Annotated in this window: 25 protein-coding genes, 1 tRNA gene and 1 other RNA gene; 15 read left to right on the forward strand and 12 right to left on the reverse strand. The window is 46.4% G+C overall.

Going from position 1 to position 26,986, the window contains the following annotated elements; all coding sequences use genetic code 11:
* Positions 1-338: 338 nt before the first annotated feature.
* The 8 genes from MINF_RS07330 to ribH all read right to left on the reverse strand — a co-directional run bounded on the left by MINF_RS07330 (position 339) and on the right by ribH (position 7,755).
* On the reverse strand, positions 339-677 hold the full coding sequence (locus MINF_RS07330) for a hypothetical protein (RefSeq protein ID WP_012463990.1): 339 nt from the start codon (positions 675-677) through the stop codon (positions 339-341).
* 494 nt (positions 678-1,171) lie between these two features.
* Complete coding sequence (locus MINF_RS07340) at positions 1,172-2,752, reverse strand: SEL1-like repeat protein (RefSeq protein ID WP_012463992.1); 1,581 nt, start codon at positions 2,750-2,752, stop codon at positions 1,172-1,174.
* A 174-nt stretch (positions 2,753-2,926) separates the two neighbouring features.
* On the reverse strand, positions 2,927-3,223 hold the full coding sequence (locus MINF_RS07345; RefSeq protein ID WP_148205193.1) for a hypothetical protein: 297 nt from the start codon (positions 3,221-3,223) through the stop codon (positions 2,927-2,929).
* Between the two features lie 877 nt (positions 3,224-4,100).
* Positions 4,101-4,700, reverse strand: coding sequence for a hypoxanthine phosphoribosyltransferase (hpt, locus tag MINF_RS07360; protein ID WP_048810507.1), 600 nt, complete (start codon positions 4,698-4,700; stop codon positions 4,101-4,103).
* Positions 4,701-4,711: 11 nt separating this feature from the next.
* The gene (ribD, locus tag MINF_RS07365; protein WP_238523465.1) at positions 4,712-5,836 is read right to left on the reverse strand and encodes a bifunctional diaminohydroxyphosphoribosylaminopyrimidine deaminase/5-amino-6-(5-phosphoribosylamino)uracil reductase RibD; all 1,125 of its coding nucleotides are present in this window, start codon (positions 5,834-5,836) and stop codon (positions 4,712-4,714) included.
* A complete protein-coding gene (gene ftsY, locus MINF_RS07370) occupies positions 5,769-6,614 on the reverse strand; it encodes a signal recognition particle-docking protein FtsY (RefSeq protein WP_012463997.1) in 846 nt (281 codons plus the stop codon). Before ftsY ends, ribD begins: the two co-directional genes overlap by 68 nt.
* A gap of 13 nt (positions 6,615-6,627) precedes the next feature.
* The gene (gene nusB / locus MINF_RS07375) at positions 6,628-7,059 is read right to left on the reverse strand and encodes a transcription antitermination factor NusB (RefSeq protein WP_012463998.1); all 432 of its coding nucleotides are present in this window, start codon (positions 7,057-7,059) and stop codon (positions 6,628-6,630) included.
* A gap of 273 nt (positions 7,060-7,332) precedes the next feature.
* Positions 7,333-7,755: a 6,7-dimethyl-8-ribityllumazine synthase gene (ribH, locus tag MINF_RS07380; protein ID WP_012464000.1), complete on the reverse strand. Its 423-nt coding sequence runs from the start codon at positions 7,753-7,755 to the stop codon at positions 7,333-7,335.
* 103 nt (positions 7,756-7,858) lie between these two features.
* Here ribH and MINF_RS07385 point away from each other — a divergent pair, with 103 nt between their 5' ends.
* The 10 genes from MINF_RS07385 (at position 7,859) to recR (ending at position 17,131) form a co-directional block, all read left to right on the forward strand.
* Entirely contained in the window at positions 7,859-8,821 is a 963-nt protein-coding gene (locus MINF_RS07385) for an acetyl-CoA carboxylase carboxyltransferase subunit alpha (protein ID WP_012464001.1), read from the forward strand.
* A gap of 67 nt (positions 8,822-8,888) precedes the next feature.
* Positions 8,889-9,734 (forward strand): CPBP family intramembrane glutamic endopeptidase, encoded by an 846-nt coding sequence (locus MINF_RS07390; RefSeq protein ID WP_012464002.1) that lies wholly within the window; start codon positions 8,889-8,891, stop codon positions 9,732-9,734.
* Positions 9,671-10,369: a ComF family protein gene (locus MINF_RS07395; protein WP_012464003.1), complete on the forward strand. Its 699-nt coding sequence runs from the start codon at positions 9,671-9,673 to the stop codon at positions 10,367-10,369. The genes MINF_RS07390 and MINF_RS07395 overlap by 64 nt, the downstream gene beginning before the upstream one ends.
* Positions 10,370-10,400: 31 nt before the next feature.
* Positions 10,401-11,234, forward strand: a complete 834-nt coding sequence (gene accD / locus MINF_RS07400) for an acetyl-CoA carboxylase, carboxyltransferase subunit beta (protein WP_012464004.1) — start codon at positions 10,401-10,403, stop codon at positions 11,232-11,234.
* 232 nt (positions 11,235-11,466) lie between these two features.
* On the forward strand, positions 11,467-13,677 hold the full coding sequence (locus tag MINF_RS11905) for a serine hydroxymethyltransferase (RefSeq protein WP_012464005.1): 2,211 nt from the start codon (positions 11,467-11,469) through the stop codon (positions 13,675-13,677).
* A gap of 94 nt (positions 13,678-13,771) precedes the next feature.
* Complete coding sequence (locus tag MINF_RS07410; RefSeq protein WP_012464006.1) at positions 13,772-14,209, forward strand: hypothetical protein; 438 nt, start codon at positions 13,772-13,774, stop codon at positions 14,207-14,209.
* A gap of 75 nt (positions 14,210-14,284) precedes the next feature.
* An RNA gene (gene ffs, locus MINF_RS11000) (signal recognition particle sRNA small type) lies at positions 14,285-14,379 on the forward strand.
* An 11-nt stretch (positions 14,380-14,390) separates the two neighbouring features.
* Complete coding sequence (dnaX, locus tag MINF_RS07415) at positions 14,391-16,205, forward strand: DNA polymerase III subunit gamma/tau (RefSeq protein ID WP_048810509.1); 1,815 nt, start codon at positions 14,391-14,393, stop codon at positions 16,203-16,205.
* Positions 16,202-16,510 (forward strand): YbaB/EbfC family nucleoid-associated protein, encoded by a 309-nt coding sequence (locus MINF_RS07420; protein WP_012464008.1) that lies wholly within the window; start codon positions 16,202-16,204, stop codon positions 16,508-16,510. Before dnaX ends, MINF_RS07420 begins: the two co-directional genes overlap by 4 nt.
* A 21-nt stretch (positions 16,511-16,531) precedes the next feature.
* A complete protein-coding gene (recR, locus tag MINF_RS07425; protein WP_012464009.1) occupies positions 16,532-17,131 on the forward strand; it encodes a recombination mediator RecR in 600 nt (199 codons plus the stop codon).
* Positions 17,132-17,581: 450 nt separating this feature from the next.
* Here the strand turns inward: recR and MINF_RS07435 are convergent, their stop codons facing one another.
* The gene (locus tag MINF_RS07435) at positions 17,582-18,163 is read right to left on the reverse strand and encodes a thioredoxin family protein (RefSeq protein ID WP_012464011.1); all 582 of its coding nucleotides are present in this window, start codon (positions 18,161-18,163) and stop codon (positions 17,582-17,584) included.
* Between the two features lie 72 nt (positions 18,164-18,235).
* Between MINF_RS07435 and MINF_RS07440 the strand changes: the two genes are divergently transcribed.
* Together MINF_RS07440 and MINF_RS07445 are read left to right on the forward strand one after the other, a co-directional pair.
* Complete coding sequence (locus MINF_RS07440) at positions 18,236-18,682, forward strand: universal stress protein (RefSeq protein ID WP_012464012.1); 447 nt, start codon at positions 18,236-18,238, stop codon at positions 18,680-18,682.
* A gap of 357 nt (positions 18,683-19,039) precedes the next feature.
* A complete protein-coding gene (locus MINF_RS07445) occupies positions 19,040-20,767 on the forward strand; it encodes an NADPH-dependent assimilatory sulfite reductase hemoprotein subunit (protein WP_012464015.1) in 1,728 nt (575 codons plus the stop codon).
* 48 nt (positions 20,768-20,815) lie between these two features.
* Here the strand turns inward: MINF_RS07445 and MINF_RS07450 are convergent, their stop codons facing one another.
* Positions 20,816-21,649, reverse strand: a complete 834-nt coding sequence (locus MINF_RS07450; RefSeq protein ID WP_012464016.1) for a GntR family transcriptional regulator — start codon at positions 21,647-21,649, stop codon at positions 20,816-20,818.
* Between the two features lie 157 nt (positions 21,650-21,806).
* On the opposite strand from MINF_RS07450, the gene queA reads away from it, so the two are divergent.
* Positions 21,807-22,820, forward strand: a complete 1,014-nt coding sequence (queA, locus tag MINF_RS07455) for a tRNA preQ1(34) S-adenosylmethionine ribosyltransferase-isomerase QueA (RefSeq protein WP_012464018.1) — start codon at positions 21,807-21,809, stop codon at positions 22,818-22,820.
* A gap of 141 nt (positions 22,821-22,961) precedes the next feature.
* A tRNA-Arg gene (locus tag MINF_RS07460) sits at positions 22,962-23,038 on the forward strand.
* Between the two features lie 66 nt (positions 23,039-23,104).
* Here MINF_RS07460 and MINF_RS07465 read toward each other — a convergent pair.
* Positions 23,105-23,980: a phosphoribulokinase gene (locus MINF_RS07465; protein ID WP_012464019.1), complete on the reverse strand. Its 876-nt coding sequence runs from the start codon at positions 23,978-23,980 to the stop codon at positions 23,105-23,107.
* A gap of 18 nt (positions 23,981-23,998) precedes the next feature.
* On the reverse strand, positions 23,999-25,069 hold the full coding sequence (locus MINF_RS07470) for a class 1 fructose-bisphosphatase (RefSeq protein ID WP_012464020.1): 1,071 nt from the start codon (positions 25,067-25,069) through the stop codon (positions 23,999-24,001).
* A gap of 326 nt (positions 25,070-25,395) precedes the next feature.
* Between MINF_RS07470 and MINF_RS07475 the strand changes: the two genes are divergently transcribed.
* On the forward strand, positions 25,396-26,985 hold the full coding sequence (locus MINF_RS07475) for a TolC family protein (RefSeq protein ID WP_148205194.1): 1,590 nt from the start codon (positions 25,396-25,398) through the stop codon (positions 26,983-26,985).
* Position 26,986: the final 1 nt, after the last annotated feature.

Below are 26,986 nucleotides of genomic sequence, written 5' to 3' on the forward strand. Positions count from 1 at the left end.
TTCTTAATCTTCCATCAACTAGCTTTCTCTCCAACGAGCAGGCTAGCCATTAGACTTCCTCCCCCAGGGAATGGAAAAGCTTTCCGCTTCATTGGGGACAAATGGTCCTCGAAGTGAGATGATTTCAGGCCGGACCAACCTTAAGCCTCTTCCTCGGGCACATTCTTACGGCATACGCTTTATTTTTTTCGGAAGAAAATCGATGACCATCAGAGAGTTATAAAGGCAGGGGGTGGGTGACATCTCTTTCCATTTTTCTTTATCTTCTTTTTAAAAACTGCATTTAGGACCAAAACCTCTTTTAGAAATATTTGACAAGGAGTTTTCTTTCTTGCTGGTCATTCCAACTTGATATCGTTCCATAACACGGTGATCTTCCGTGGAATCCTGTTTCCTTTCCAATCGTCGTAGTTAAGCTTCAGCATATTCCCCTCATTCTGCAGCTTCAGGATATCCGGAACAAGCCATGTATTGGCAATGTACCCGGGTTCATAGCAGACTTCTCCATCAGGTTCTCCAATAGGCTTGCCTCTATCAATGTAAGCTTTGCCTTCCCTGGCATCCAGGTAATAGGTAAGCTCTTCCTTCCCGCTTTTGTCTCGAAGAGGATAAACAATTGGAAAGTCATGGAACATAAAATGCGATTCGAATCCCGGGGATCTTTTCAATATGGGCATTGCGGTTTCTAGCTTTTTGGCTATGCCTCTTTCGTCATACTCCGCAAAAAAGGTTTTTGCACCGTTCTCTCGGAGTTCTTTTTGCTTTTTAGTGGTCTATGATAAAAAAGCCGAAATTCCTTGGAAAACTCCTCCGTTTTCAAAACCTAAATTTTCCGCTCTTTATTGTTCAGCACGGTGGTTACCCGCATAGACTGTGTCGTAATTCCCATTTGAAAGTCGTTTCCAGTATTGACAGGAGGATGTAAATGGTTGTTTATGAGAAAAATATTTCCGTGGACCAAGGGATTTGGTTTTCTCAAGACGATGAGAGTATTAAGACAACCTTGTATGTTTCATGAATCGTTAAAAAAAGCAAACGGCAATCCATTTCCTATGCATTAATTAGAGCTTAATTATTAAGTTACTTGGCAGTGCACCCACCTATTCTCAGTGCGTGATCAATAATAAAGATTTCTCAGGTAATTTTCCCAACACAGCCATTCCTTTTCAAACTACCTACTGTCATTTTCAAGATCAGATTTTTTCACCGCGACATCATTATTTTCAGCTGCTCTACGAAACCAATGGACCGCCTCGATTGAATTTTGTGTGATACCCAACCCCTCAAAATAGGCAAGGCCTAGATTAAACTGAGCCATGGCATTCCCCTGCTCAGCCGCTTTCTGATACCAATAGACCGCTTGGGCATGGTCTTGTGGTACTCCTTGACCATAATCGTAAGCATACCCAAGGTTCAATTGTGCTATAGGATATCCCTGCTCGGCAGCTTTTTTAAACCAATATACAGCCTGAATATAGTCTTGGCGGACTCCTAATCCTTTGTAATAGGCAACGCCTAGATTAGACTGAGCCATGGCATTACCTTGCTCAGCCGCTTTCTGATACCAATAGACCGCTTGGGCATGGTCTTGTGGTACTCCTTGACCATAATCGTAAGCATACCCAAGGTTCAATTGGGAACCGGCATCACCCTTTTCAGCTGCCTGCCTCCACCAGTACACCGCTTGGGCATAATCTTGAGATACCCCTCGACCTTTGTCATATAGAAGGCCAAGGTTGAATTGCGCTACAATATCTCCTTGTTTGGCAGCTTTCTGATACCAATAGATCGCTTGGACATAATTCTGTGGCACTCCTTTGCCATCCAAATAGGCAGTACCAAGTTCACACTGCGCCTGGGCATTCCCCTGCTCAGCTGCCTTCTCATACCAGTAAACCGCCTGGATGTAGTCTTGAGGCACCCCTCTACCTTCATAATAGGCAAGACCCAGCTCGAATTGTGCTTCAACAAGACCTTGCTCGGCAGCTTTTCTAAACCAATATACAGCCTGAATAGAGTCTTGGTGGACTCCTAATCCTTTGTAATAGGCAACGCCTAGACAAAACTGAGCCTTGGCATTATCTTGCTCAGCCGCTTTCTGATACCAATAGACCGCTTGGACGTAATCTTGTGGTACTCCTTGACCATAATCGTAAGCATACCCAAGGTTCAATTGTGCTCTAGGATCTCCTTGCTCGGCAGCTTTCCTATACCAATTGGCCGCTTGCGATAAATCCTTTGGAACACCTACCCCAACCGTATAGGCACGTCCCATAACAAATTGGGATAGGGAATGCCCCTGCTCAGCTGCTTTTCTAAACCAATAAACCGCCTTGTCAAAATCCTTTGGAACCCCCCCCACACCCCAATAATAGGCAAAGCCTAGTTTGTATTGTGCTTGGACATTCCCCTGCTCCGCTGCCTTCCGGTACCAATATACCGCTTGGGCCAAATCCTTAGTGACGCCTTGACCACGGGAGTAGGCATCACCCAAATCCAATTGGGCCTGGGCATTCCCGCCTCGGGCGCGTTGTTCTAATTGAGTTATGCTAATAGACTCTGCCCGAATTTCCACCGTCATTAGGACAGAAGCGGCCAGAACGAGAAGAAATGGTCTGTTCACGATCCTCCCTATACTATGGAAACCCATCTGGAATGATTTTTTAGTCAAAAAAATCTGGATGTCAAGGTTGATCATGGTCCAAAACCAGGGAATTCCTCCTAGAAATTGACCTAGTTGTACTTTCCCCATTTTCCTTACTTACATTGGTCTAAATTTCCAAGAGTCTTAAAACAAGATAGTAGCTAGCTTCCTTCCCAAGGTTTATACCATTGGATAATTGGACAAAGCCTCTGAATATTGGGCACCAGTAAAGGGAATGCCTCTTCTCTGTTTCATGCAATTCCGCTAGATCATATTTCCTGCTTACCTCACTGCTAAGGGTTGGCAGGGATGTGAGGCAATTATGTATGGAATTCCATTCAACCCATCATCCCTTAGCTTGTATTTGCAGTGCAACCCCAATCCAAGAAAAGAATCAAGCCAGCTTGCCTGTCCTTGCTTCACTCTCTTCTCAACCTTCGTGGAACTTGTTAAATAGCCCTCCTCAGTTTTACGTTTCCCGTAAGCTTTAGCCGTCGTCTCCCTGGCAACCATAATGTTGAAAGCTCTGGAATATTCGTCAAGGAACACATGACACCACGGGCATGGATCCCAGTTCACCGGAAAACGCGCAGCACTATGGGAAATCTTAGAACGATCATACGATCGCTCCACATCCGTCTCGTTGACGGTTGCCAAAACTTCGAGGGCTATACAGGGGAGACCCTCGTTTTGGCATTAAGGCCGACCGTAAGCTTGTCGGCATAGACAACTCTGTCGGCCTCCTCCTTAGAAATGACATCGGCCTTGATGGCCGTGTCGATCAAGCTATTTCCTCCTTCCTATAACCACGGTGATGGGATGAACCTAAAGGCTAGGTAGTTATTCAGCTTGGCAACGTCGCAATACCGATGCTCAAGCCCTCGTTAAGTATAACCTTTTTTTCCAATGCGTTTAACTCTCCTGTTAAACGCAATAAAAAAAATTGTTTCCCCTTTGGTCTTCTTCCGGGCAAAAGTCTGTTCTTTTATCCTTTGCTCGGTCTATCCTGAAAGCTTTAGCAACTTGGTTAACCTCTTCTCTGTCCTTCCTCTGGCAGAGACAAGTTTGAGGAGCCTTTACTCAGTGTTCTTTCATGCCTATGGCAAGCTGATCGAGTCGGACTGCTAGTTGATTTATCCTAACTGTGTGCTCGGTTATCTATTCTTCGGGATTCCCCTGCATCTTGGCCCGTTGAATGAGCCTGGTTGTCATCCTTTCCTGTGCCGAAGCTAGGGCTTTAGTCACGGCGGAAAGCCTTTCCATGATCAGTTCCCCTGCTTAAAAGAAGCCAAAACCCCTTTTACTCGCCCAGGTTCGAACAAGAAATCACCCCTTTTTTTTTGTGCAAGACCAAGATCCATAAAGGATGGCTCGGAGGAAAAAACCTTTTGGAGGTCACGGCAAAAAATCGTCCTTTTGGATCCGTTTCTTGAGAAGATCGGAAAGCCCACAGGTCTTAGGGTAAAGGTCCCTCTTCTTTTTTTTCATCCTCTTCCCCAAGAGTCGAAAAGCTGTGGATGGATTTCAAGCCCCTGAACATCCCCTCAAAGTCCAATCCGTAACCCACGACAAATTCATCGGGAATTTCAAATCCTACCCACCTGGGTTCTATCGGTAGCTGCTCTTTTTTCTTTTTCTTTAGGAGCACGCAAAATTCAACGGCGCTTGCTCCCGCTTTGTAGAGGGCTTCCTTGACCGCAGACAAGGTTAAGCCCGAATCGAGGATGTCGTCGATGACCAGGATATTTTTAGAGGCTATCTTCTTTTTATCTATCAACTCCAAGCCCTGGATATACCCCCTGGAAGAAGTACCGGAATAGCTTTTAAGCTGCAAGAACTCTACTTCGGTTCTTAAAGGCAAGTTCCTGAGCAGGTCGGCAACGAAAAAAAGGGAGCCGTTTAAAAGTCCTAAAACAAGGAAAGGTTTTTTCCTGTATGCTTTTCGAATTTCAACGGAAAGTTCGACAATCCTCTTCTGGATCACTTCGCGGCTAAGCAACACTTTACCCAACTTGTAATGTCGCCCCATTTTAGGGTAGCCTTTAAAACCACTCATCCCCTCCTCCCTCACCGGGCATATTCAACCCGAACCCGTTCGAGAAATCGGGCTCCCTTCTCCAAGAGCCCATGGCAATACATATCCTCGTCGAACTTTTGCCACGAAGGATTGACCAACTCCAAGGGCACCGAAAGAAAAGAAGCATCGGTTGAACTGTCCTCTAAAGGTTGCTTGCCGATAATGAGCGGAGAAAGGAAAAAAGAAACCTCCTGTATCCACCCCTCCTTAATCAGTTGATGCAATACTTCCGCCCCTCCTTCAACAAGCAAAATACCTACATCTCTTGAGCCTAATTCACCAAGAACCCTTTCCCAAGGCATTTTCACAAACAACAACGTTCTTTCTTTGAAAGCATCGGTAAAGAGAAAAAGATCCCCGGGAAGATTGCCTGAACGGCTAACAATGACCCTCCAGGGTTGGATTTTACCCTTCGGATCGACGAGTCGTATCGTTAACCGGGGGTTATCCGTTCTTGCCGTTTGTGCGCCAATGAGGATAGCGTCGGCAATCATTCTCAACCGGTGGGCCACAGTACGAGCAGCAATGCCTGAAATCCATCTTTCCTCTCCCACTCCCGCCGAAAGACTCCCATCAATCGCCATCGCTATTTTGCCGATTACCCAAGGTTTTCCCGTTAAAATCCTATGGTAAAAACCTCGGTTAAGAAAAAGCGCTTCCTCTAGGATTTCCCATGAAAAATCGACTCCCAGGGAAGGCAACAGCTCCACGGCCCTCGGCTTATTTCTCGGGTTGGGATCAGGAGAGCTGGCTACCACCCGGCTAATTTTTTCCTTGACGATACGTTCCGTGCAAGGCGGGGTTTTGCCCCAACTGGAGCAGGGTTCCAAGGTAACGTAAAGGGTTGAACCGGCAACCGACTCCCCCCTTTTTTTTGCGTCTTCGATCGCCTCGATCTCCGCATGTGCTTGGCCCGCCTTCCTATGGTAACCCCGGCCGATAAGGGTTCCCTCTTTAACGAGCACAGCCCCCACCGCGGGATTAGGACTGGTCAAACCTTCTCCCAAAAGAGCCCATTTCAAGGCTTCTTTCATCCAGTAGCGATCTTCAGGAGAAAAATTCTTCAACAAACTTCTCTGGGTTAAATTCTTCCAAGGAATCGAGGGTTTCACCACGGCCAAGAAAATAGGTTGGGATCCCAACTTCGTATTTAACCGCTGCCACCATTCCCCCTTTAGCGCTGCTATCCAGCTTGGTCACGATCATCCCGGCAAGCCCCAAGGCTTCATTAAACTCCCTGGCCTGGACCAGCACGTTACTCCCCGATGTTCCATCTACAACGAGTAAAATAAACAGGGGAATTTGACCCGAAACTTTTTCAAGCGTTCTCTTGATTTTTCCCAGTTCCATCATCAAGTTTTTTTTATTCGCTTGCCTGCCGGCGGTGTCGACAATCAAGTAATCTGCCTGGGCATCCAGGGCTTGGCCAAAAGATCTGAATGCGACACTGGCCGCATCCGCTCCTTCCTTCCCCAAAACCACGGGGACTTCCAGTTTATCCGCCCAGATTTTAAGCTGCTCGATAGCCGCCGCCCTGAACGTGTCACAGGCAGCCAAAAAAACTTTTTTTCCTTCTCCTTTGAACCTGTAGGCCAGTTTGGCGGCCGAAGTCGTCTTTCCTCCCCCATTGACTCCCACAAGGAGAATGACCCCGGGTTTGCCCACGGGCAAAGGTAGTTTTCTATCCTGGAGGATGTTCAGCAGTTCTTTTTTAATTCTTTTTTCTGCCAGTTCCGTTTTTCCAAGTAATTTTTCTTTATCCAAAAGAGCATACAGTTTCTGGGAAAGATTTATTCCCAGGTCTGATTCAACCAGGAGGGCTTCCCAGTCCAGCTGCTCTTTGGGACCAACAATATTGGCAAATTTTCCAACTAAATTTCTCCAAAAGGACATAATTTTTTACCTTTCATGGGCAGGACATCCAAGCCTTCCTTCCCGAATCTTTGAGGACAGAATCCAGAATCCCATTGACAAACTTCCCCGATTCCTCCGTGCTATACTTCTTTGCGATTTCAACCGATTCGTTGATACTCACCGCCGGAGGAATATCCTTTCTATACAAGATTTCGTAGATCCCCAAGATAAGAATACATTTATCCACCGGGGCAAGTCGATCAAGGCTCCAGTTCTTCACATAACTGTTGATCTTTTCTTCAATAGCCTCCTTGTGCTCGGCAATTTCCTTTAGCCATTGTTCTACCGCTTCTTTATCTTTTTGATCGAGCGGGGAAAAATCCCAAAAGTCCAAAAGCATGTTGTCCAAGCCAACCCCTTTGTTCATTTCCCACTGGTATAGAAACTGAACAATCAGTTCTCGAATTTTTCGCCGGCTGATCATAACTTTTTAACCTTTTTAATGATAACAAAAGAGCATCAAAAAAAGAGAATGTAAAATATCCACGGATCGATCTTTTTTTGCCGCTTCTCTTGGACTTTGTGGCCTTTTTTTCTCACAAAGGAAGTAGGGATTCAGGCCAAGGCAAACTTCCCGTGACCGTCTAAAGTCAAACCCCTTCCCCCTCCTTTAACAATCAACTCAAAAAAAAAGCCCTTCCTTTTGTTCATGTCTGCCTCTTCTTGCCCAGGCTTTTAAGGACCCTCCTTTCAGGACTTAGTCCATTTTCATAGAGGCTACTTCCAGCGCTGCCCTTGCCCCTTCTTTTCCTCGATCCAGCCTGCCGGCAGTTCGTGCCTTGGCTTGGGATTCATTGCTGACGGAAAGGATTTCGTGAATGACGGGAATGTCGTTTTCCAAGCCAATTCTCATTAAGGCGTCGGTACAGGCCCGGAGTATCTCGGAAGCATGGGCGGTCTTTCCTTGCCATACGATCCCAAAACAGAGCAGGCAATCGTATATTCTTTTTCTAGCCAGTCTTTGGGCTTGGAGGGGGATTTCAAAAGAACCGGGAACCCAAACCACATCGACGATATTTCCCTGGAGGACCTCAAGGGCCGATTCCACCATCCGGCTTGTATATTCTTTATTGTAAGAGCTGGCTATGATCCCAAAGCGAAACGGTCCTTTTCGTTCCATAGATTTTTGTTTTCAATATTAACTTTTTGATAGAGTTTTTTCTGTAAAATGCGAACTTTTTATTTTCTTCATTCTTTAAAAAAGCGCTACACTTTAACTTTCTATGTCTAACGGTTATTTGGACTTCGAAAAACCCATCGTCGATCTTCTCCAGCGTCTTGAGCTTTTAAAAACCGATAAGTCCCTTTCAGCCCAAGAGCTAAAAAAAAGAGAGACCGTCCTTGAAGAAGAACTTCTGCAAACCCGAAAAGCGATCTATTCCAAGCTTTCTCCTTGGCAAAAAGTCCAGATCGCCCGACATCCCAAAAGACCCTATTTCCTGGACTACATACAGAGGATAGGCTCCGATTTTTTTGAGCTCAATGGAGATCGGCTTTTCAGAAATGACCTTTCGATTGTAGGAGGGTTCGTTACCATTGGCGACATTAAACTCATGGCCATAGGCCATATGAAAGGAAGAACATTAAAAGAAAACCTGCTGAGGAATTTTGGATGCCCCATGCCGGAAGGCTACCGCAAGGCCATGAGACTGATGAAACTAGCCGAAAAGTTCCGCCTGCCTGTCGTCACTTTCATCGATACAGCCGGGGCCTATCCAGGAATCGGTTCAGAAGAAAGGCATGTTGGGGCGGCGATCGCCAACAATCTCATGGAAATGTCCGGCTTGAAAGTCCCCATCGTTTCGATAGTTATCGGCGAAGGAGGCAGTGGAGGAGCTTTGGGGATAGGAGTTGCAGATAAAGTTCTAATGATGGAAAATGCCTACTACTCGGTCATCTCTCCTGAAGGGTGTGCCGCCATTTTGTGGAAAGATAAAAAACATGCCCCCCAAGCTGCTGCCCTCCTCAAGCTCACCGCTCAAGAACTTCTTGAGTTGAAGATCATCGACCAGGTTATTCCCGAACCCCTAGGAGGGGCGCACTGGGACTGGGATAAAGCGGCCCACATTCTTAAAGAACATCTTCTTTCAACCTTGGTTCCCCTGCTGGCCTTGGACCCCCAACAGCTGTTGGAAAACCGATACCTTCGCTACAGAAGAATCGGGCAATGGCTTGAAAAAGGTTAATAGGGAAAGAACTTAGGGTTCCTACTTTTTGCTTTAATCCTTTTTTTTTCCTTTTACCCTATCCTTTGTGTTTGTTCTTTTTGCGCTGATCTTTTTTTCTTTTTTTCTTTCGGCACTGCTTAGCCCTGTTATTTACTCCCTGCTCAGTCCCTTGATCGAACACCTTTCTTTTCTCCGTCTTTACCATCGCCTTGTCGAAATTTTTCTACTTCTATTCCTTTTGTTTTTTAGAAAACAACTCGGTCTTTTTCACTGGTCCGACGTCGGGTTTAAAAAACCCCTCTTCAAACCCCTTTTTCAGGGGATAGCCCTATCCCTGCTTATCATCGTCTCCTCGCTGGCCGCCCAACCTTCCCTTTTTGGAAGCCAAGGCCCATGGAGAATGCCCGGCGGCAATGACCTTTTCAAAATTTTCATTAAGGCAGCATCGGTAGCTATAATTGAAGAGCTCATCATGAGAGGAATCCTCCTTGGGGTTATATCGAGGTCGGCGGGAGAGCTTTGGGCCCTTTTCTGCAGCTCGGCCCTCTATTCTTTCTCCCATTTTTTAAACGCTCAACCCTCTTTTTCTTCATCTACCCGACCTCATTTAAGCAGCGGCTTTCTTTTGTTAGGGAAGATGTTTCAACCTCTCCTAGGGCTGGAATGGCTTTCCATAAAAGGATTGGTTCTATTTTTGCTTGGCATTATCCTGGGGCTGGTTTATAGGAAAGAAAAAAACTTGTGGCGACCCATCGGGGTCCATGGAGGAATCGTTTTTTTTGCCCATATCCAAAACTGGATCGACCCCGAGCGGTGGTTGAATGATTTTAAAGAAGCTTTGCTCCTTTCTTTTTTTTGCACCATCCTATGGATATTTTGTACACGGCCCTATGGGAAGCGGCGAAGGGAACCCAAAATTTTCTTTCTTTAATCTATCCTCCCCCAGAACTACCCGATCTTCCCCTCCTGCCTCTCAACCCCCCTTTTTGTTTTTGCTGTTCTCGTCCCTTTCCCCAAGGATTGGCACACTGCCGCTACTGCAACCAGTGCATGGCTTATCCTCGGTCTTTTCTCTTTGCCCGATCAGGATACGTTTTTTGTGGCCTGGTCCGGGAGGTGATTCATTGGGTAAAATACAATCAAAAATACCATTTAATGCCTTTTCTGGAAGAATGGCTGGAAAAAGGTTATAGGAAATACCTTGGCGGATGGAATTGCCAAGGTGTCGTTCCGGTCCCTTTGCATCCCAGAAAGTTTAGACAAAGAGGCTTCAATCTTGCCGAGGAGTTAGCCCTCTGGCTTTGCCGCCGCCAAAATCTGCCCTATTTTCCGGCCCTTGAAAGGATCAAGCCCACACAGCAACAAGCAGCTCTTGCGTTCCCCGAAAGGACCGCGAATGTTCGGGGAGCCTTTAGACTGAAAAGGGGTTTTGACTTGAAAGACAAAAACCTGTTAATTATAGACGACGTCATGACGACAACCGCAACCGCTCAAGCATGCGCCGAGATTCTGAAAGATAGAGGTGGGGCAAAAAAAGTAGCGGTTTTAACCATCGCCAGGAGCTAGCGGGGAGAATTCATTCGAAAAGCTACTGCCAATGATGAGCAAGGATAAGCCTCAAATTCCATCGGGAGAAAAAATGTTGGATATACCCGAGGGACTCTGGACTAAATGTCCCGGTTGCAACCGCTTTCTCTATACCAAGGAGCTGGAACTCAATCAATCGGTATGCCATTACTGCCAACACCATTTTCCCCTTAAAGCTCCCGAACGCATTGCCTGCATAACCGATCCGGGAAGTTTTATCGAATGTGAAAAGCATTTGCATTCCGTCGATATTCTCGGCTTCAATGGGGAAAAGAGCTATCAAGAAAGACTGGATTACTACCGCAATAAAACCGCCCTGGATGAAGCGGTGGTATGCGGAAGCTGTACGATAGGCTCTATACCGGTCTTTCTCTGTGTCATGGATTTTGGCTTTCTTGGGGGAAGCATGGGGAGTGTCGTTGGAGAAAAAATAACGCGGATGATCGAAAAATCGCTCTCTGCAAAAACTCCCCTTCTCATTATCTCTGCTTCGGGGGGAGCGCGGATGTATGAAGGGATGTTTAGTCTCATGCAGATGGCTAAAACCGCTGCAGCCTTACAACGACTCTCCCAAGCCCACGTCCCCTACATTTCCCTCTTGACCAATCCAACAATGGCAGGGGTCATCGCCAGCTTTGCTTCACTGGGCGATGTCATTCTTGCTGAACCCAAGGCGATGATCGGTTTTGCCGGCAGTCGAGTAATCAAAGAAACAACGCAACAGGAGCTTCCCCCCGGGTTTCAAACGGCAGAGTTTTTGTTAGAAAAAGGGCTTATCGATAAGATCGTCCATAGAAAAGAATTGAGATCCACTCTCAAGCAGCTCCTCTATTTTTTGACCTGATTTCTTTTCCTTCATAAAGAAAGTTGCTTGAATTTTTTTGCTATCAGTGTTTCTTTGATTGAAAGTGAATTTTTGCTTTTAAGTAATTAAAGGGAGATTCTTTTGTCTATTAGCCATTTCTAAAAAAGTTCTATTCTTTCATTGCGCTTTTCTTATGCTTGAGAGCGATGAACATTCTTTGTGATAACTAACGAATTAAAAATAAAGAAAGAGGTAGAGATAAAGCTCAGGGATGAAAAATGTCTTGTTTGTGTGTACCGGTAATATCTGTAGAAGTCCAATGGCCAAAGGGCTTTTCGAATCTCTGATCCCTGCAAACAAGGATATTCAAGTTGATTCTGCAGGCATTGGTGCTGTCGCCGGTCTCCCTCCAAGTCCCCATGCCATAGAGGTGATGGCCGAAATAGGCATTGACATTTCCCATATACGGAGCAAACCCGTCAGTTCAGAATTAATCAGAAAAGCCGATTTTATCTTTTGCATGAGCTATTCTCATCTCGACTCTCTTCTGCTCCTCTACCCCGATGCCGGTGATAAAATATTCCTTCTTCTTGAGTTTGCCCATGATTTGCCCATTATGGCAAGAGAAATTCCCGATCCCATCGGGGGGTCCATCGAACTCTACAAGCTCTGCCGGGATCAGATGAGAGAGGTAATGCCTAAAATTTTATCTTTTGTCCTCAATGCCCCTTCTCCAGTAGCCGAATCCTCCCTTTCTGAATGCAAAAGCCGGGAAAAAAACAAGCTTTGTGTATTTCTTGGTTCCGATCGCAATGGAGATACCCTCAAAAACCTTTGCAAAGAAATCCTTCACCACTGGCAGATTCCTGCTGAAGATATCCAAGCCGAAGATCCCATGGATATCCCTGCTATGATCGAAAGGATGGCCCTCGAACTTTACGAAACCCCTTTTTCTACCGGTATCCTTTTCTCAAAAAATGGGCTGGACATGGAGATCGCCGCTAATAAGATTCCTCAAATCCGGGCTGTGCGCGCCTCCTCCCTGCAGGATATCCATACCGCCAGGAAGGAATTAAACTGCAATGTGTTATGCCTGGGTAGCCAGTATGTCAGAGCAGAGGATTTAGCCCAAATTTTAGAAGCCTGGCTTGCTCCTTTATTTGAAAAATCACCAAGCAAGGAAAATTTTGTTCAAACAGAACCCTTAACTCAGACTCCTATGCACATTTCTCATCAATCTACTTCAGCTTTATCCCGAGTTGATCCCAAAATATTTTTCCTGATAAAAAAAGAGGCTCAAAGACAAAATCAGAACCTCGAGCTCATCGCTTCTGAAAACTTCGCCAGCCCCGCAGTCATGGAAGCTCAGGGGAGCTGTCTAACGAACAAATACGCCGAAGGATACCCGGGACGCCGATGGTATGGAGGGTGCGAAAACGTTGATGAAATCGAATCCCTTGCCATAGAAAGGGCAAAGGAGCTTTTCAAAGCCGAACACGTCAATGTTCAGCCCCATTCCGGCTCACAGGCCAACATGGCGGTGTATTTCGCCATGCTTAAGCCCTTCGAAACGATAATGAGCATGGATCTCAGCCATGGGGGACACTTGACACACGGCTTTAAAATGAATTTTTCGGGCAGGTTCTACAATGTTGTTCATTATGGGGTTAGCCCCAAAGACGAAAGAATTGATTACGACAGCCTTGAAGCAGCCGTAAAAGAACATAAACCAAGGATGTTGGTTGCCGGGGCTTCAGCTTACCCCGTTATCATCGATTTCCAAAGGCTAAAAACGATTGCCGACTCCGTCGGTGCCTACCTCATGGTTGACATGGCTCACATAGCCGGGCTTGTTGCCGCGGGCCTCCATCCTTCACCGATACCTTATGCGGATTTCGTCACGACAACGACACACAAGACCTTACGGGGCCCAAGGGGGGGGATTATTTTTTGCAAGGCGAGGTATAGCAAAGAAATAGACAGCCAAATCTTTCCCGGTATTCAAGGGGGTCCTCTTGTCCATGTCATCGCCGCTAAAGCGGTCTGTTTCCATGAAGCCTTGCAAGATTCTTTTGTCGAGTACCAAAGACAGGTGATCAAAAACGCCAAGGCCCTTGCCGAAGGGTTGAAGAAAAACGGGTACCGTCTCATATCCGGGGGAACGGAAAATCATCTTATCCTTGTTGACCTCAGACCCTTGGGGATCACGGGAAAAGAAGCGCAGGATATCCTTGATCGAGTAGGGATTACCGTCAATAAAAATACCCTGCCTTTTGACACCATCCCACCTTACCAGGGAGGCGGGATCCGTATCGGCTCCCCGGCCGTGACTACCCGCGGAATGAAGGAAAATGAAATGTTTGATATTGCTGAATGGATTCATAGGGCTTTGACAGGCCGTAATGATCCTCATACCCTTGAAAAAATAAGGCAATCGGTCTTGGAGCTAACGAGCAGATTCCCACTCCCCTTTGACAAATAACAAGCCTGTATGCTATGCAAAGCTCTAGAGTTGACATCTTCATGCTGACTCTTATTAAATGAAAACCAAAATTAACCCCTAAAAAGAAAGTCCCATGCATAAATTAAAAAAATATTTAAAATTAAGCGATTATTATCGACACGGAAAAAAGCTATTCTCGGCCCTGTTGTTCCTTTCTCTTTTAGCTGGTTGCAACCCCTCATCGAAGAGCGGAGATGGAGCGGATAAGAAAAAAGAAGAAGCCCCTTCCCTGGAATCCTCTTCTCCTGAGCCGGCTTCCCCTTCGCCAGAGTTTGCAGCACCAAAGCAAAAAGAAGAAAGTCAACCCGCTTCCAGCTCTAAGCCCGAAGAACAAGCTCAATCCCAGGAAGCTGCTGCCAATCCAACCCAAGCTCCCCTGCAAGAGGAGAAAAAAGAGGCTGCCGATACAGGCAAAGAAGCGACTAACATAGAAAAAGAGGCAAAACAGAAGGCCGAAGGTGTTCAGCCCCAGGCTCCTTCTCCGGTTCCTCCCGAGCCTCAAAATCCCTAGAAACGGTTTATTCAACCGGCCAACATTGTTTGTTTTCTTTCTTTGCAGGGAAAGAAAATCCGAATAATATTTAATCACCAAGGGCAGTAAAGGCTCAGGCAAGCTAACCCCGCCAGGTCCGAAAGGAAGCAACGGTAACTTGACCTTGCCTGTTACTGTCCTTGGCCTGATCCCTTCATTCATGTACCAGGTTTTTAGCAGGAAATATCGTCCAAGGGTTTTCTCCGAAGTCGTAGGGCAAGAGCATGTGGTACGAACATTAAAAAACGCTATTCGGTTAGGCAGGGTCGCCCATGCTTACCTTTTCTCCGGGCCCAGGGGAACCGGGAAGACCACTCTGGCCCGAATCTTGGCAAAATCCCTTAACTGTGCCGATGGACCCAATGCCGATTTTGATCCCGACGATCCCATTTGCCTGGATATTGATGCGGGAAGATCGCTTGATTGCATCGAAATTGATGGAGCATCGAACAACGGCGTCGATCAAGTGCGTGAGCTCAGGGAAGCGGCCAAATCACTCCCTGTCCAATCCCGCTATAAAATTTACATCATCGATGAAGTCCACATGCTTACGCAGGCAGCATTCAATGCCCTATTGAAAATTCTTGAAGAGCCTCCAGCTCATGTGAAATTCATTTTTGCCACGACAGAACCCTACAAAATCCCCCCCACCGTCAGTTCCCGCTGCCAGAGATTTCATTTCAAACGCATTCCCCGCAGGCTCATTGCCGATCATCTTCAAAAAATCTGCATCCAAGAAAAGATCGATGCGGAGCGCAAAGCCCTGGAAATGATTGCCGACATCAGCGAAGGAGCCCTTCGCGATGCCGAGGTCGCCCTAGACCAATTAATCAGTTTTTATGGGGAGAAGATCGATCAATCTTCCGTTCAGGAAATGTTCGGTTTAGTAGGTATTGAACCCTTGTGTCGGCTGCTTACCGACCTCGCCCAAGGAGATGGTCGGGGGGCATTAAAAGAAGCCCACCAGCTTCTTGAATCGGGAAAAGATCCTCTCTCTCTTCTTCGGAGCTTCCGCAACCTTCTTCATGACATCGCCCTTTACATGGCTTCTGTCGAATCACTAGGACTGGAGCTTGACCCTGAAGAATTGGATCAGGTGCGGTCAATGTCCAGCCGGCTTTCCCTATCCTTTGTCATAAACCTGCTAGAAGCCATAGACCAGTGGGAAAACAAGCTCCGTTATGCCCTTCATAAAGAAGTGCTTTTTGAAATCGCGATTCTTGAACTTTCCCAACTTAAAGAAAAAGTGGCCATAGAAGAGCTTTTAGCCCAATGGAGGGTACAGGGAGAAGAAAGCAGTGAAAATTTAAAAGGGGAAAAAACGGCCCTTTCTACTCCTCCTTTGCCGGAAGAGCAGGGAAAGAAAGAGGAAGAAACAACTCTACCCCAAGCCCTATTTCCTTCGGTCCAAGCAGGCAATCCTCCCTCCGGCACCAAAGAACAACCTCAAGGAGGCTCTCTAACCCCCGTTGGAACCCAAAAAAAAGAGCAAACAGCCGCAGAGCTCTTTTCCCATTCTCCTCCCCCGTTATCACCCCAAGAACAGTGGGCTAAGCTCGTTGAATCTTTTGCCGCCGATAAAGCTGACTTCAGGTCTCTTGCCGATAAGCTCTACTTTTATGAATGTCGCAGTGAAGAACTGATCATTCAACATGCCCTTACAGAGGAGGATTTTTCCAGGCGGCTTTCTCCCTTTATCCCCTTGCTGGCAAAAGAAGTAAAAAAAGTCTTCAACAAAAAGCTCTCCTTCTACCCCCTCCATTTAAAGCCATCCGGCTTGACGGCGGCGGAAAGCCCTACAAAAAACAAAAGAAAAAGTTATTCCCCGACCCCGGAAAAAAATAATCCTCCCCAGGAGCATTTCCTCGTTGACGAAGCGAGCCTTAAAAATGATCCTTTAATAAAAGAAGCCCTTGAGCTTTTCAAGGGTAAAATATTAAGAATAGAAAACCCAAAAGTCGAAGGTAGTCCGTGAACATCAACAAACTGCTTAAACAAGCCCAAAAATTACAGGAAGAAGCAAAAAAAATCCAGGAGCAGATGGCTTCGCTTTCCTTCGAAGGAGAGAGCGGTGGAGGCAAAGTGAAGGCGACCGTCAATGGAGAAGGGTTCCTTTTGAAAATGCATGTTGATCCCACCCTTCTGGAAGCCAAGGATAACGAAATGATCGAAGATCTCATCGTTGTTGCCGTCCAAGCGGCACAAGAAAAAGCCAAGGAAGCTTCCCAAAGCCAATTCCAAAAGCTCGGTGGAAACTTAGGCATTCCCGGCATGTTTTAGTCTCCCGGCAAGTAAAAGAAAATGATCGATTTTCCTCCCGCCATCCAAAACCTTATTCATAGCTTGAAAGAACTGCCGGGTATCGGCCCTCGGTCAGCCGAAAGGATAACCCTATATCTATTGGAAGAAACCAAGGGGACAAAACAGAAACTGGCGCAGTCCATAAACGAAATAGGGGCGAAAATTAAGCCCTGCTCGCGCTGTGGTTTTTATACCGAAGAGACCCTCTGTTCGATCTGCCTGGATCATTCCCGGGACAAGCAATGCTTCTGCTTAGTCATCCATCCTATAGACGTCATAAAAATTGAAAGGACAGGCGCTTTTCGAGGCGTGTATCATGTCCTCGGGAAAAAAATCTCCCCTCTTGAAGGCCACGTTCCAGAAGATCTTCCTCTTTCTCCGCTGCTCCAGAGGATAGACGAAGAAAAACCCAGAGAAATCATTTTAGCCTTTGGGACCGATGCGGAAGCCGAAGCCACAGCCTTGTACATTGGGCAGATTCTCAAAAAAAGGGCCATCAGGGTTTCTTCGCTGGCCATGGGACTTCCTGCTGGAAGTGGGCTTGAATATGCCGACAGCGTTACGCTCAGCTATGCTTTGTCAGGAAGGAGAGAACTCTAAGCCTTTTCTCATTTATTTTATTCATTGCTTTCAGAAAATCGTTTTTGTAAAAGTGAGCCTATAGGATGAGAGGATTAAAAATAACATTTCTTTTCTTTTTTTTGCTCCTTCCCATCTCCGGCCATGCCCTTTTGGTAGAGACTTCCAAAGGCCACAGGCTTACTATTCTTCAACCCCACGCAGCCAAAAGTGGTGAAAAAAACAACTCAAAGGATATCCCAAAAGGGAAGGTCTATGTTCAGCCCCTTATTGCAGGCTCTCCTTCTCCTAACAAAGCTAATCTTACAAAGACGAAATTGCTCGCCAAAAAAGCTAAATCTTCCCTCTTACCAAAAAACAGGGGAAAAAATCCATCGAACAAGGGCAATAAACTCTAAAACCGCTTCAAACAACCCATTTATCCAACGACAAAGCCCCTGGCAGGGGACTCAGCCACCAAGCAGGCTTTCTTCAAAAGTTCCACCATGAAGGTTCATTTCCCGGTTTCCATTTTAGGCTACAACCAATACTCGGTTTCTGGTCGGTATCGACTTTTTCACCCCTAAGGACCGCTTCAATGGCACGGGAAAGATCGGCCCCTGTGACCTCCAGGGGACTGTTCGGCCTGCTTTCGTCATACCGGCCCCTATAAACGAGCTTTCTGTCCTTGTCAAAAAGAAAGAAATCGGGAGTGCAAGCTGCTCTATAAGCTTTTGCCGTTTCCTGGGTTTCGTCAAAAAGGTAGGGAAAAGTGTAGCCGTATTGAAGAGCTTCTTCTTTCATTTTTTCAGGACTGTCATCAGGATACCTCTGGATATCGTTGGAGTTAATGGCTACCGCAGCAAGCCCCTCTTTTTGATATTTTGCGATCATCTGGACTAAATGGCCCCTGATATGTTTCACATAAGGACAGTGGTTGCAAATAAACATCACGAGCAAAGCCGGGGAAGCCTTGAAATCATCAAGGGTATAAATTTTCCCGCTTATTGCATCGGGCAACGCAAAGGCAGGGGCTTGTGTCCCCAAGGGAAGCATAACCGAAGCAACGGCCATAAGATTTTCCTTCTTTGATTTTTTAAAACTATTATGAAATAAAAAATAAAAGTAAACAAAGAGTTATATCCAATGTACTCAAAAATCCTTGTTGCCTATGATCGATCCAAGGGAGGCAAGTTAGCCGTAGAGGAAGCTTTCTGCCTGGCTAAAACACTCCACTGCCAACTCGGTGTCATCTGGGTTGTTCCTCCCATTCCCTACTATGCGATAACGCTTGTCATCGAACATGAAGAAGAAGAAGAGGGAGAAAAGACCTTCCTTGGAGAAATAAAAAAAGACATAGAAGAAGCTGAAAAGAGATGGGGGCTAAAAGTATTAGAATTTCACAAGAGATACGGGCATCCCGCCTTGGAGATAGTCTATTGTGCAAACGAAAATGGGTATGACCTCATCGTTCTCGGCCATAGCGGGTATTCGGGAGCTCTGGGCAGGGCGCTGGGGAGTACGGCCGCTCGGGTAAGTGAAGAAGCAAGATGCTCGGTTCTCATCGCCCGCCATCCTCCCCCTGAACATTAAAAAAAAATGCCAAGAGAGTTGCTTCCATGGCCTTCTAAGGAAAGCTAAAAGAGAGAAAAAAAAGACCTCTTAAGAAGAGGGAAGTCTAGCTGCTTGAGATTATTTTTTTTAGCCCCTCCTTACCTTGTGGAAGGAAAAGCCGGCAAGCCAGCTATTTACTTTATCTTCAAGCGTAACCCCCCCTTTTTTTCGGTGCTAGGCCCGGGATAACTTGCCCTTGGGGAATTCTTCTAAAAGATAAACCTTTTTTTATGGGGTTACACAAGCCGCAAGAGAAGATTTCACAAATTCCAATTTTTTTCTTTTATTTTTTTAAATTTATCTTATTTTCCTATTATATCTATAGAGAATATTGCTATGCCATCCCCTGTTGAACTGATTAAGGCGAAGAGCCGGGCCCTGCGCGGAGCCCTTTTAGAAACTCTAAAAAAGGCATCCGAAACCCATTTTTCAGAAGAGGATGCCCAAGTCCTTAAATTTCATGGCTGCTACCAGCAGGATAACCGCGATTTAAGAAATGAAAGAAAAAAGCTCGGTTTAGACAAGGCATGGATCTTCATGGTTCGCACCAAATGCCCGGGTGGAGCCATGACGGCTTCCCAGTATCTTTCGTTGGATAGGTTGAGCGATGCCGTAGGTAATGGAACCCTTAGGATTACAACCCGACAAGGAATCCAGCTACACGGGGTGATTTTTGGAGGACTGCGCCGGTGCATTTCTTCGATCGTCGCTTCGGGAATCCATACATGGGGGGCTTGTGGGGATGTAGTCAGGAATGTCGTGGCTCCTCCTTCCCCTATAAAAGATGGCGTGCATGACCAGGTCCAGCAACTGGCGCTCTCGATCAGCAACCTTTTCCTTTCAAAAAGCAAGGCTTACTCCGAAATATGGATCAACAACATCCCTGTTGAATATGAACAGGATACAGCCGATCAGGCCGAAGAAGAACCGATCTACGGAAAGGTTTACCTTCCGAGGAAATTTAAAATCGGCTTTGTCATTCCTCCCAGTAATGACGTGGATATTTATTCTCAAGACCTTGGATTTGTGGCCCACGTTTCGAGCAACAAAATCGAAGGCTTTACGGTTCTAGTGGGAGGCAGCCACGGGATGACCCATGGACTGGTCAAAACCTATCCAAAGCTAGCCGTTCCCCTCTTTTATATCCCCCTAGAAAAGACGGCTGAAACGGCTATCGCCATAGTTCAAACCCAGAGAGATTTCGGCAATAGGGAAGATCGGAAACGGGCAAGGCTTAAATACCTTATCGACGAAAGGGGCATCGATTGGTTTCGTTCCGAAGTCGGCAGCAGGCTTTCTTTTTCCCCGGAACCTCCCAAGCCCTTTTCTTTCTCCAGTGTTTCTGACAGGTTGGGATGGCATTCCCAGGGGGATGGAAAATACTTCCTGGGTATAAGAATCGAAAACGGCCGCATCGCTGACTTTCCTTCGTTGCCTCTAAGAACCGTTCTCCGCCATATCGTCGAAGATTACCAGCCAGGCATTCGGCTTACTCCCAACGCCAATATCCTTTTGTGTGACCTCGGCGAGGATAAAAAAGAACAAATAACGAAAGTTCTGAGCCAAAACCGCATTTTTCCCGTAGCTTTGAAAACCGTTTCACGCAACTTTGCTCATGCTTGCGTGGCCTTACCGACCTGCGGTCTTGCCCTTGCCGAAAGCGAAAGGGTCTTTCCCCAAATCATGGACAAAATAGAAGAAATTCTCGTAGAACTGGGTTTAAGCAAAGAGGAAATCCTCATCCGAATGAGCGGCTGTCCCAATGGATGTTCACGGCCTTACAATGCGGATATCGCCTTTGTGGGGAGAGCACCCAATCGCTATGCCCTTTATATCGGGGGTTCCATAGCGGGAGACAGGTTGGCCAGCTTACAAAAAAGGGTCGTGGAACTGGACGAAATTCCTTCCGTGGTCCGCGAGTACTTGGAAGACTTTGTCCGCAACCGAAGGCATGAAGAATCATTCAGCCATTATTGGCACCGGATGAATCCCGGTTGTGAGCAGCCAACCCCCGGTCAATTTCACCAGGAACAGCTTTCTTTTCAGGCAAAAAACTCCACTTAAGTTGTTTTCCATTCTCAAGGACTGGATAGAAAAGGGGAAAACGCGGGGCTACTTTTTGAAGCCCTGGCCGTTTTTGGGAACTTGGACAAAGAGAGGAGAAAATTGCCGCAAAGGCAAAGCCGAAGGGATAGAGGGGTTTTTGGAAGGATCTCTTTCCAACTCCAGTTCGTAAATTACCCGATCACACCTGTAAAATCGCTTCTGAAAGTATATAGGCTGATCGGATACCGTAAAGGAAGTCCGGTAAATGGCAAGCACGGCCTGGTTTTCCTTGATCTCCAAATAACCCGCCAGCTCTTTGTCCGCATTCACAGCCTCGATCAAATAGCGTCCACGAACAACAGGAATCTTATATTCGCGTTGTAAAATTTGATAAATCGTTTCCTTGCTGAGATCCCGGCCATCAAGAAGCCTTGCATAATAAAGAGGCAGCCAGGTTCTGTCGAAGGCTATGGGTCTTCCATTTCCAAGCCTTAACCTATCCAACCGCGCACAAACGCTGTGGGGTTCAATGCCCAAGGTGAGAGCAACCTCCTCGGAAGCATTTTCCTGGGCATAAAAGAGGACTTTTGAAGAAGGCTCTATGCCCGCACCAGAAATATCTTCAGAAAAGTCGGTCAACCGGACCAACCCGTGTCTTACCCTATAATCGGCAACAAAAGACCCCAGCCCCTGTTTCCGGTAAATCAGCCCCTCGGATTCCAGGGTCTGAAGGGCTCTTCGGACGGTAATCCGGCTGATGTTAAAAGTCTTTTGGAGTTCTTTTTCAGAAGGCAACTGTGCACCGATTCCAAGCCTTCCGGAATCGATTTCGCTTCTTATCCATTGGCTTACCACTTCGTGACGGGGAAGCCGTTGATGACGGGATGAACTATATTGCATTTGTTTTTTCTCTATAGATATACTCTATTTTAAATTTAATCAAAATTTTTTTTCTCATCTAGAGTATTTGATTATACCTCTAATTACATTTAGGAATAATCTTTTTTAGCGTTTGTTCCTTCCGCCTTTCGTTTATTTTTAGGAACAGGGGTAAAAGATGAATTTCATCGACCATTACAGTTTTGATTTACCTTCGGAATTGATCGCGCTTGATCCGCTTCCCTCAAGAGATGGCTGTAAATTGATGGTCGTGGATAGGAAAACGCAACGTTTTTATCACCACCGCTTTTACGAATTGGCCCTTTTTCTTTCCAAGGAAGACCTTCTAGTCCTTAACAATTCCAAGGTTATTCCCGCCTTCTTTCAATCAGCCGATGAAAAAACGACTTTCCTTTTCGTTCAATCCCTCGATCCCCTTCATTGGAAGGTGATGGCTTCCCCCGGAAAGCATCTCAAGATGGGTTCTATTATCCCTATCAAATGTCCAACGCAAAATCCGAATTCTCCCATCACCGCACGCCTCAGCTCCAAGCTGCAAAGCGCTTACTATGTCCTTGAATTCGACGAGGAACCCAAGCTTGAATGGCTTGGCCTTCCTCCCTTACCTCCCTACATCAGGAAGCTGAGGAAAAAGAAAAACCGGGTTGAGATCGAACAAAAGGACAGAGAATATTACCAGACGGTCTTTGCGCAACATCCAGGATCCATTGCCGCTCCTACGGCTGGATTGCACTTTTCAAAAGAAATGCTGGAACAGTTTTCAACCGCTTTCATTACCCTACACGTGGGTCCGGGTACGTTTCGGCCCCTTTCTACCGAACAGCTTGCAACGGGAAGGCTGGAAGCCGAATACTATTCCATCGATTCCAGCCTCAAAGAAAAGTATAAGCCCGGAAGACGCATCGTCGCCGTAGGGACGACCGTCGTCCGCGTCTTAGAAACTATCAAAAACCTAGAGCCCCAACAAGGCTGGACCGATCTCTTTATCTTTCCTCCCTTTACCTTTAAAAGGACCAATGCCTTGATCACGAACTTCCATCTGCCTAGATCAAGCTTGTTCCTGTTAACCTGCGCCTTTGCCGGGACCGAGCTGCTTAAAAAAGCCTACGCAGAAGCCATCCAAAAATCCTACCGCTTCTACAGTTATGGAGATGCGATGCTTATCATTTAAAACGAAGGCCAACAAGCTAAAACTCCCGACTCGATGAACGAGGGCAAAAGGCTTCTAAAAAACATGGCCGACAAGCAAGAAATGATTTACTGTTTTTACAAATTCCCCTATTCACACATATAATATACAAATGAGCAAAAAGGTCCCGTAGCTCAGAAGGATAGAGCAGCGCTTTCCTAAAGCGCGGGTCGGCGGTTCGAATCCGCCCGGGACTACCAAGAAAACCCAGGACTTGATTCCTTGTCCATTTAAAGAGGCTCACAAAAAGAACATCCCTTCAACGGTTAGGAACTCAGCCTTTTTCTATGCATCAGCTGCCAGATCATCGGGGTAAAAATCAGTTCGATGGCTAGGGGCATTTTCGATCCCGGGCAGACGATCGTATTGGGCCTAGACATAAAGGAATCCTTGAGCATCGACAAAAGATAAGGAAAATCGATCCCCTTGGGATTACGGAACCGGATCACAAGCATGCTTTCATCCGGAGAAGGAATATCCCGGGCGATAAAAGGATTCGATGTATCCACAATGGGAACCCTTTGGAAGTTTACCGCGGTGTGGGAAAACTGAGGGCAGATATAGTTCACGTAATCAGGCATTCTCCGCAAAATGGTATGAACGACATCTTCATGAGCATATCCCCTTTCCTTTTTATCCCGATGGAGCTTTTGTATCCATTCCAAGTTTATTATGGGGACAATACCGATCGGCAGATCGGTATACTGCACCACGTTAACTTTATCCGTAACCAGGGCTCCATGCAGACCTTCATAAAAAAGCAAGTCCGTCCCCTCGGGAATTTCCTGCCAGGGAGTAAATGTACCCGGCTTTTGCCCGTAGGGAGCCGCTTCTTCTTCATTATGCAAATACTTGCGGTATTTTCCCCTTCCGGTTTCTCCGTATTCTTTAAAAAGGGCTTCGAGTTCTTCAAAAAGGTTGGCTTCCGGTCCAAAATGGCTGAAATGGGGATTGCCTTTCTTTTCCATTTCTTCCATTTTCGCCCGCATCTCTTGGCGGTCGTACCGATGAAAGGCATCGCCTTCGATAATAAAAGCATTAATTTTTTCCCGGCGAAAAATATGTTGAAAAGCTACCTTGACGGTAGTCGTTCCTGCACCGGAAGAACCCGTGATGGAAATGATGGGATGTTTAGCAGACATAAGCCTTTTTGTTCTCAGTTAGGGGTTTCTAAAAAGGGATCGGGTGGAAAAAAGGGGAGATTCAAATTCCTCTTGTTTGCCGCTGTCGTAATCATTGTGGTAGCGGTTGAGCAGTTCAACCTCTTCCTTGGATCCTAGGATAACGGCTATACGCTGGTGAAGACTCCTTGGAACGATGTCTAGGATCGATTCCCTGCCCGTAGAAATCATGCCCCCGGCTTGCTCGACAATGAAGCCCATGGGATTGGCCTCGTAAAGCAATCGCAGCCTTCCCGGTTTTGAAAGATCCTTGGTATCCCTGGGATACATGAAGAGCCCACCTCGAATAAGGATGCGATAAACTTCAGCGACCATAGAGGCTATCCAACGCATGTTGAAATCTTTTCCCCTCGGGCCAGTTTTCCCTTTTATGCATTCTTCGACGTAACGACGGACGGGGGGCTCCCAAAATCTCTCATTGGAAGCATTGATCGCAAACTCCTTGGTCGATGGAGTTATACGCATGTCGGGATGGGTAAGAGTAAAGATGCCTACTTCCCGGTCCAGGGTAAAGCCGTGTACCCCGTTGCCCAAGGTTAAAATAAACATCACGCTGGGCCCGTAGAGGGTAAAACCCGCCGCCAGCTGTTCTCTGCCCGGCCTCAAAAAATGCTTTTCTTCCAACGGCTCCCCGGATTCCGGGGCCTTCAAAACCGAGAAAATTGACCCCACGGTAAGATTCACGTCCAAATTAGAAGAACCATCCAAAGGATCATAAATCAGCAAGTATTTTCCCCGCCTATGCTCGGGAGGAATGATGTAGGGACTTTCCATTTCTTCAGACACCATGCCCTGCAACTGGTCTCCCTGTTCGCAAATCTTCAGGAAAATTTCATTGGCGATAACATCTAAAGGTTTCTGTTCCTCTCCCTGGACATTAATCGTTACGTTGACTTCTTGGGAGATGAGCTTCCCCTTAGAGACGGCTGCAGCCACGTACTTGCAGGCACTTTCAATATCGTTGATCAACGAACCAAGATCAGGATCAATAACCCCTTTCTTGCGCTGTTCCAATAAAAACTTGCTTAAGGTCATTCGGTGATAACTCATAGCTATAAAATAATCCTTTTTTTCTCTATTTTAAGATCTTTCCCACAAGCAATGCTAAAAATTAAAAAACTTTTTTTCAATAAAACTAAGCTTAAAATCACCCCTTCTTAATCATCCCGAGAAAAAAATTGAATCGCCGAAAATTTTCCCTATTATTTCTTGTCATTACATACTTCCTCCTGTATGACCAAAATCGATCGTTTCCTTTTATGTCATAATAAAAAATCTGTACATAATTGTCGCCTACTTCTTATAAAAACTTTAAAAATAACTTCAAAGAGTTCATCAAGGATAATGCGATAAAACTTTGAAGCGCGGATCGGGTCATGGCCAAAAAACTTTTCTTAATATTCCCTATCCTCTTGGGCTTTTACGGTTTGAATGTCCTCCAGCTTCGATCCGAACCGGCTGATCCCCCAAATGAGCAACCTGCCGGCATGGAAAGTCCTACAGGGACCCCTCCGGCTTCTCCTCCCGTTGCTCCCGCCCTCTTACCCTCGGAAGGGAAGGACCAGCCTATGGCCGGTTATTCATCTGCCCAAGCAGAACAGGTGGAACTGGCCTTTAAAAGAAATCAAGCATCCCGCAGTCTCGATGGATTTCGAGGCAAAGGAGGGAAGGCGGTATTCATAGCGGTTTGGAAAAAAATTCTTGCCCATTACCCTGAGCTCAAGAAGAAGCACGCCAAGCTTTCCGAGGCGATCGCCCAGAAAGCCCTAGCCGAATCCGGTTACTACCCAAGGCTTTATGGATGGGCCGATACGATCACTTCGGACAATCCGATCCTAGGCTTTATGATGCACCTGACCGAGCGCAATTTCACGGCTCAAGATTTCAATGTCAATACCATCAACCATCCCGGGACGGTTTCTAATCAAAATGCAGGACTACTTGCGATTTTCCCGATATTTGACGCCATGCAGACCATCGACTCGGTCAAGGCAGCCAAGGATGCGATTAAAGCCCGGGAAGAAGAAGAAAAGTACACTCGGATGGAAGCTTCCTTTTTAACGATAGACGCCTGGGTAAGCCTGCTATTTGCCGATGCCGAACTCTATAAGGCACTCTCCCAACTGGAATCCTCGAAGACGGATCTTAACGAGGCTTTACAGCTTATGGAACAAGGGCTTGTACTTGGTGCTGATTTCTACATGGGCAGATCCTTGGCCGCATCCATAGAACAATCCAAAAATGGGTATCAATCGAGAAAAAAAGTGGCCCTTGTGACTTTAAATACCTTGGCCGGTACTCCGGCGGAAGCTGAAATTGCCATTCCAAAAAACCTTCCCAAGCCGAAAAAAGTTTCAAAACCGCTCAATGCCTGGGTCCAGGAGGCTATCCTTTATCGAGGCGATCTGGCCGCTTTAAGACACCAGATTCAAGTTCAGCATACGGAAGTAAAAAAAGAAAAAGATTCCATTATGCCCAACGTCAACGGGTTTGCCTCAGGCATGTTGGACAGTGACAACTTTACCACGGGGGGAAGAAGCTACACCGTGGGAGTCCTAGGGACCATGGCCCTATTCGATCCTTCCCGAGATCCAAGAATTAAAAGGGCAAAAGCCGCTGAAGAACAACTCAGGCATGAAGAAAACGTTTTAAAAGACACCATACAAACCAAGCTGGCTGAAGCGGTAACCGACTTGGAAAGCGCCTACAGGGATTCAGAAATCCTCTACCGATCCCTCATGGATGCCACCCAATCCATCCTGATGACCAGGGACCTTTACAGGGAAGGACGCAAAACCATTGCCGATCTCATCCAAGCTCGAGTGTATGGATTGCAGGTAGAAGTGAGTTACCTCGAAAGCGTTGCCCGCTACGAGTCCTCGAAAGCAAAGCTTTATTTTCTTTCCGGTCAACTAGACGATTATCAAGTGGAAAAATTAGCAAGTGAGCTGGGAGGTGAAGAATAAC

This window comes from Methylacidiphilum infernorum V4, from assembly GCF_000019665.1.
GTDB classification, from domain to species: Bacteria; Verrucomicrobiota; Verrucomicrobiia; order Methylacidiphilales; family Methylacidiphilaceae; genus Methylacidiphilum; species Methylacidiphilum infernorum.

What these genes read in the sequence shown, in the direction of transcription:
- MINF_RS07330 (WP_012463990.1), bottom strand. Translation starts at nt 677, where the DNA reads ATGCCCATATTGAAAAGATCCCCGGGATTCGAATCGCATTTTATGTTC.
- MINF_RS07340 (WP_012463992.1), bottom strand. Translation starts at nt 2,752, where the DNA reads ATGGGGAAAGTACAACTAGGTCAATTTCTAGGAGGAATTCCCTGGTTT.
- hpt (WP_048810507.1), bottom strand. Translation starts at nt 4,700, where the DNA reads ATGAGTGGTTTTAAAGGCTACCCTAAAATGGGGCGACATTACAAGTTG.
- ftsY (WP_012463997.1), bottom strand. Translation starts at nt 6,614, where the DNA reads ATGTCCTTTTGGAGAAATTTAGTTGGAAAATTTGCCAATATTGTTGGT.
- nusB (WP_012463998.1), bottom strand. Translation starts at nt 7,059, where the DNA reads ATGATCAGCCGGCGAAAAATTCGAGAACTGATTGTTCAGTTTCTATAC.
- ribH (WP_012464000.1), bottom strand. Translation starts at nt 7,755, where the DNA reads ATGGAACGAAAAGGACCGTTTCGCTTTGGGATCATAGCCAGCTCTTAC.
- MINF_RS07385 (WP_012464001.1), top strand. Translation starts at nt 7,859, where the DNA reads ATGTCTAACGGTTATTTGGACTTCGAAAAACCCATCGTCGATCTTCTC.
- MINF_RS07395 (WP_012464003.1), top strand. Translation starts at nt 9,671, where the DNA reads ATGGATATTTTGTACACGGCCCTATGGGAAGCGGCGAAGGGAACCCAA.
- accD (WP_012464004.1), top strand. Translation starts at nt 10,401, where the DNA reads ATGATGAGCAAGGATAAGCCTCAAATTCCATCGGGAGAAAAAATGTTG.
- MINF_RS11905 (WP_012464005.1), top strand. Translation starts at nt 11,467, where the DNA reads ATGAAAAATGTCTTGTTTGTGTGTACCGGTAATATCTGTAGAAGTCCA.
- MINF_RS07410 (WP_012464006.1), top strand. Translation starts at nt 13,772, where the DNA reads ATGCATAAATTAAAAAAATATTTAAAATTAAGCGATTATTATCGACAC.
- dnaX (WP_048810509.1), top strand. Translation starts at nt 14,391, where the DNA reads ATGTACCAGGTTTTTAGCAGGAAATATCGTCCAAGGGTTTTCTCCGAA.
- recR (WP_012464009.1), top strand. Translation starts at nt 16,532, where the DNA reads ATGATCGATTTTCCTCCCGCCATCCAAAACCTTATTCATAGCTTGAAA.
- MINF_RS07435 (WP_012464011.1), bottom strand. Translation starts at nt 18,163, where the DNA reads ATGGCCGTTGCTTCGGTTATGCTTCCCTTGGGGACACAAGCCCCTGCC.
- MINF_RS07440 (WP_012464012.1), top strand. Translation starts at nt 18,236, where the DNA reads ATGTACTCAAAAATCCTTGTTGCCTATGATCGATCCAAGGGAGGCAAG.
- MINF_RS07445 (WP_012464015.1), top strand. Translation starts at nt 19,040, where the DNA reads ATGCCATCCCCTGTTGAACTGATTAAGGCGAAGAGCCGGGCCCTGCGC.
- MINF_RS07450 (WP_012464016.1), bottom strand. Translation starts at nt 21,649, where the DNA reads ATGCAATATAGTTCATCCCGTCATCAACGGCTTCCCCGTCACGAAGTG.
- queA (WP_012464018.1), top strand. Translation starts at nt 21,807, where the DNA reads ATGAATTTCATCGACCATTACAGTTTTGATTTACCTTCGGAATTGATC.
- MINF_RS07465 (WP_012464019.1), bottom strand. Translation starts at nt 23,980, where the DNA reads ATGTCTGCTAAACATCCCATCATTTCCATCACGGGTTCTTCCGGTGCA.
- MINF_RS07470 (WP_012464020.1), bottom strand. Translation starts at nt 25,069, where the DNA reads ATGAGTTATCACCGAATGACCTTAAGCAAGTTTTTATTGGAACAGCGC.
- MINF_RS07475 (WP_148205194.1), top strand. Translation starts at nt 25,396, where the DNA reads ATGGCCAAAAAACTTTTCTTAATATTCCCTATCCTCTTGGGCTTTTAC.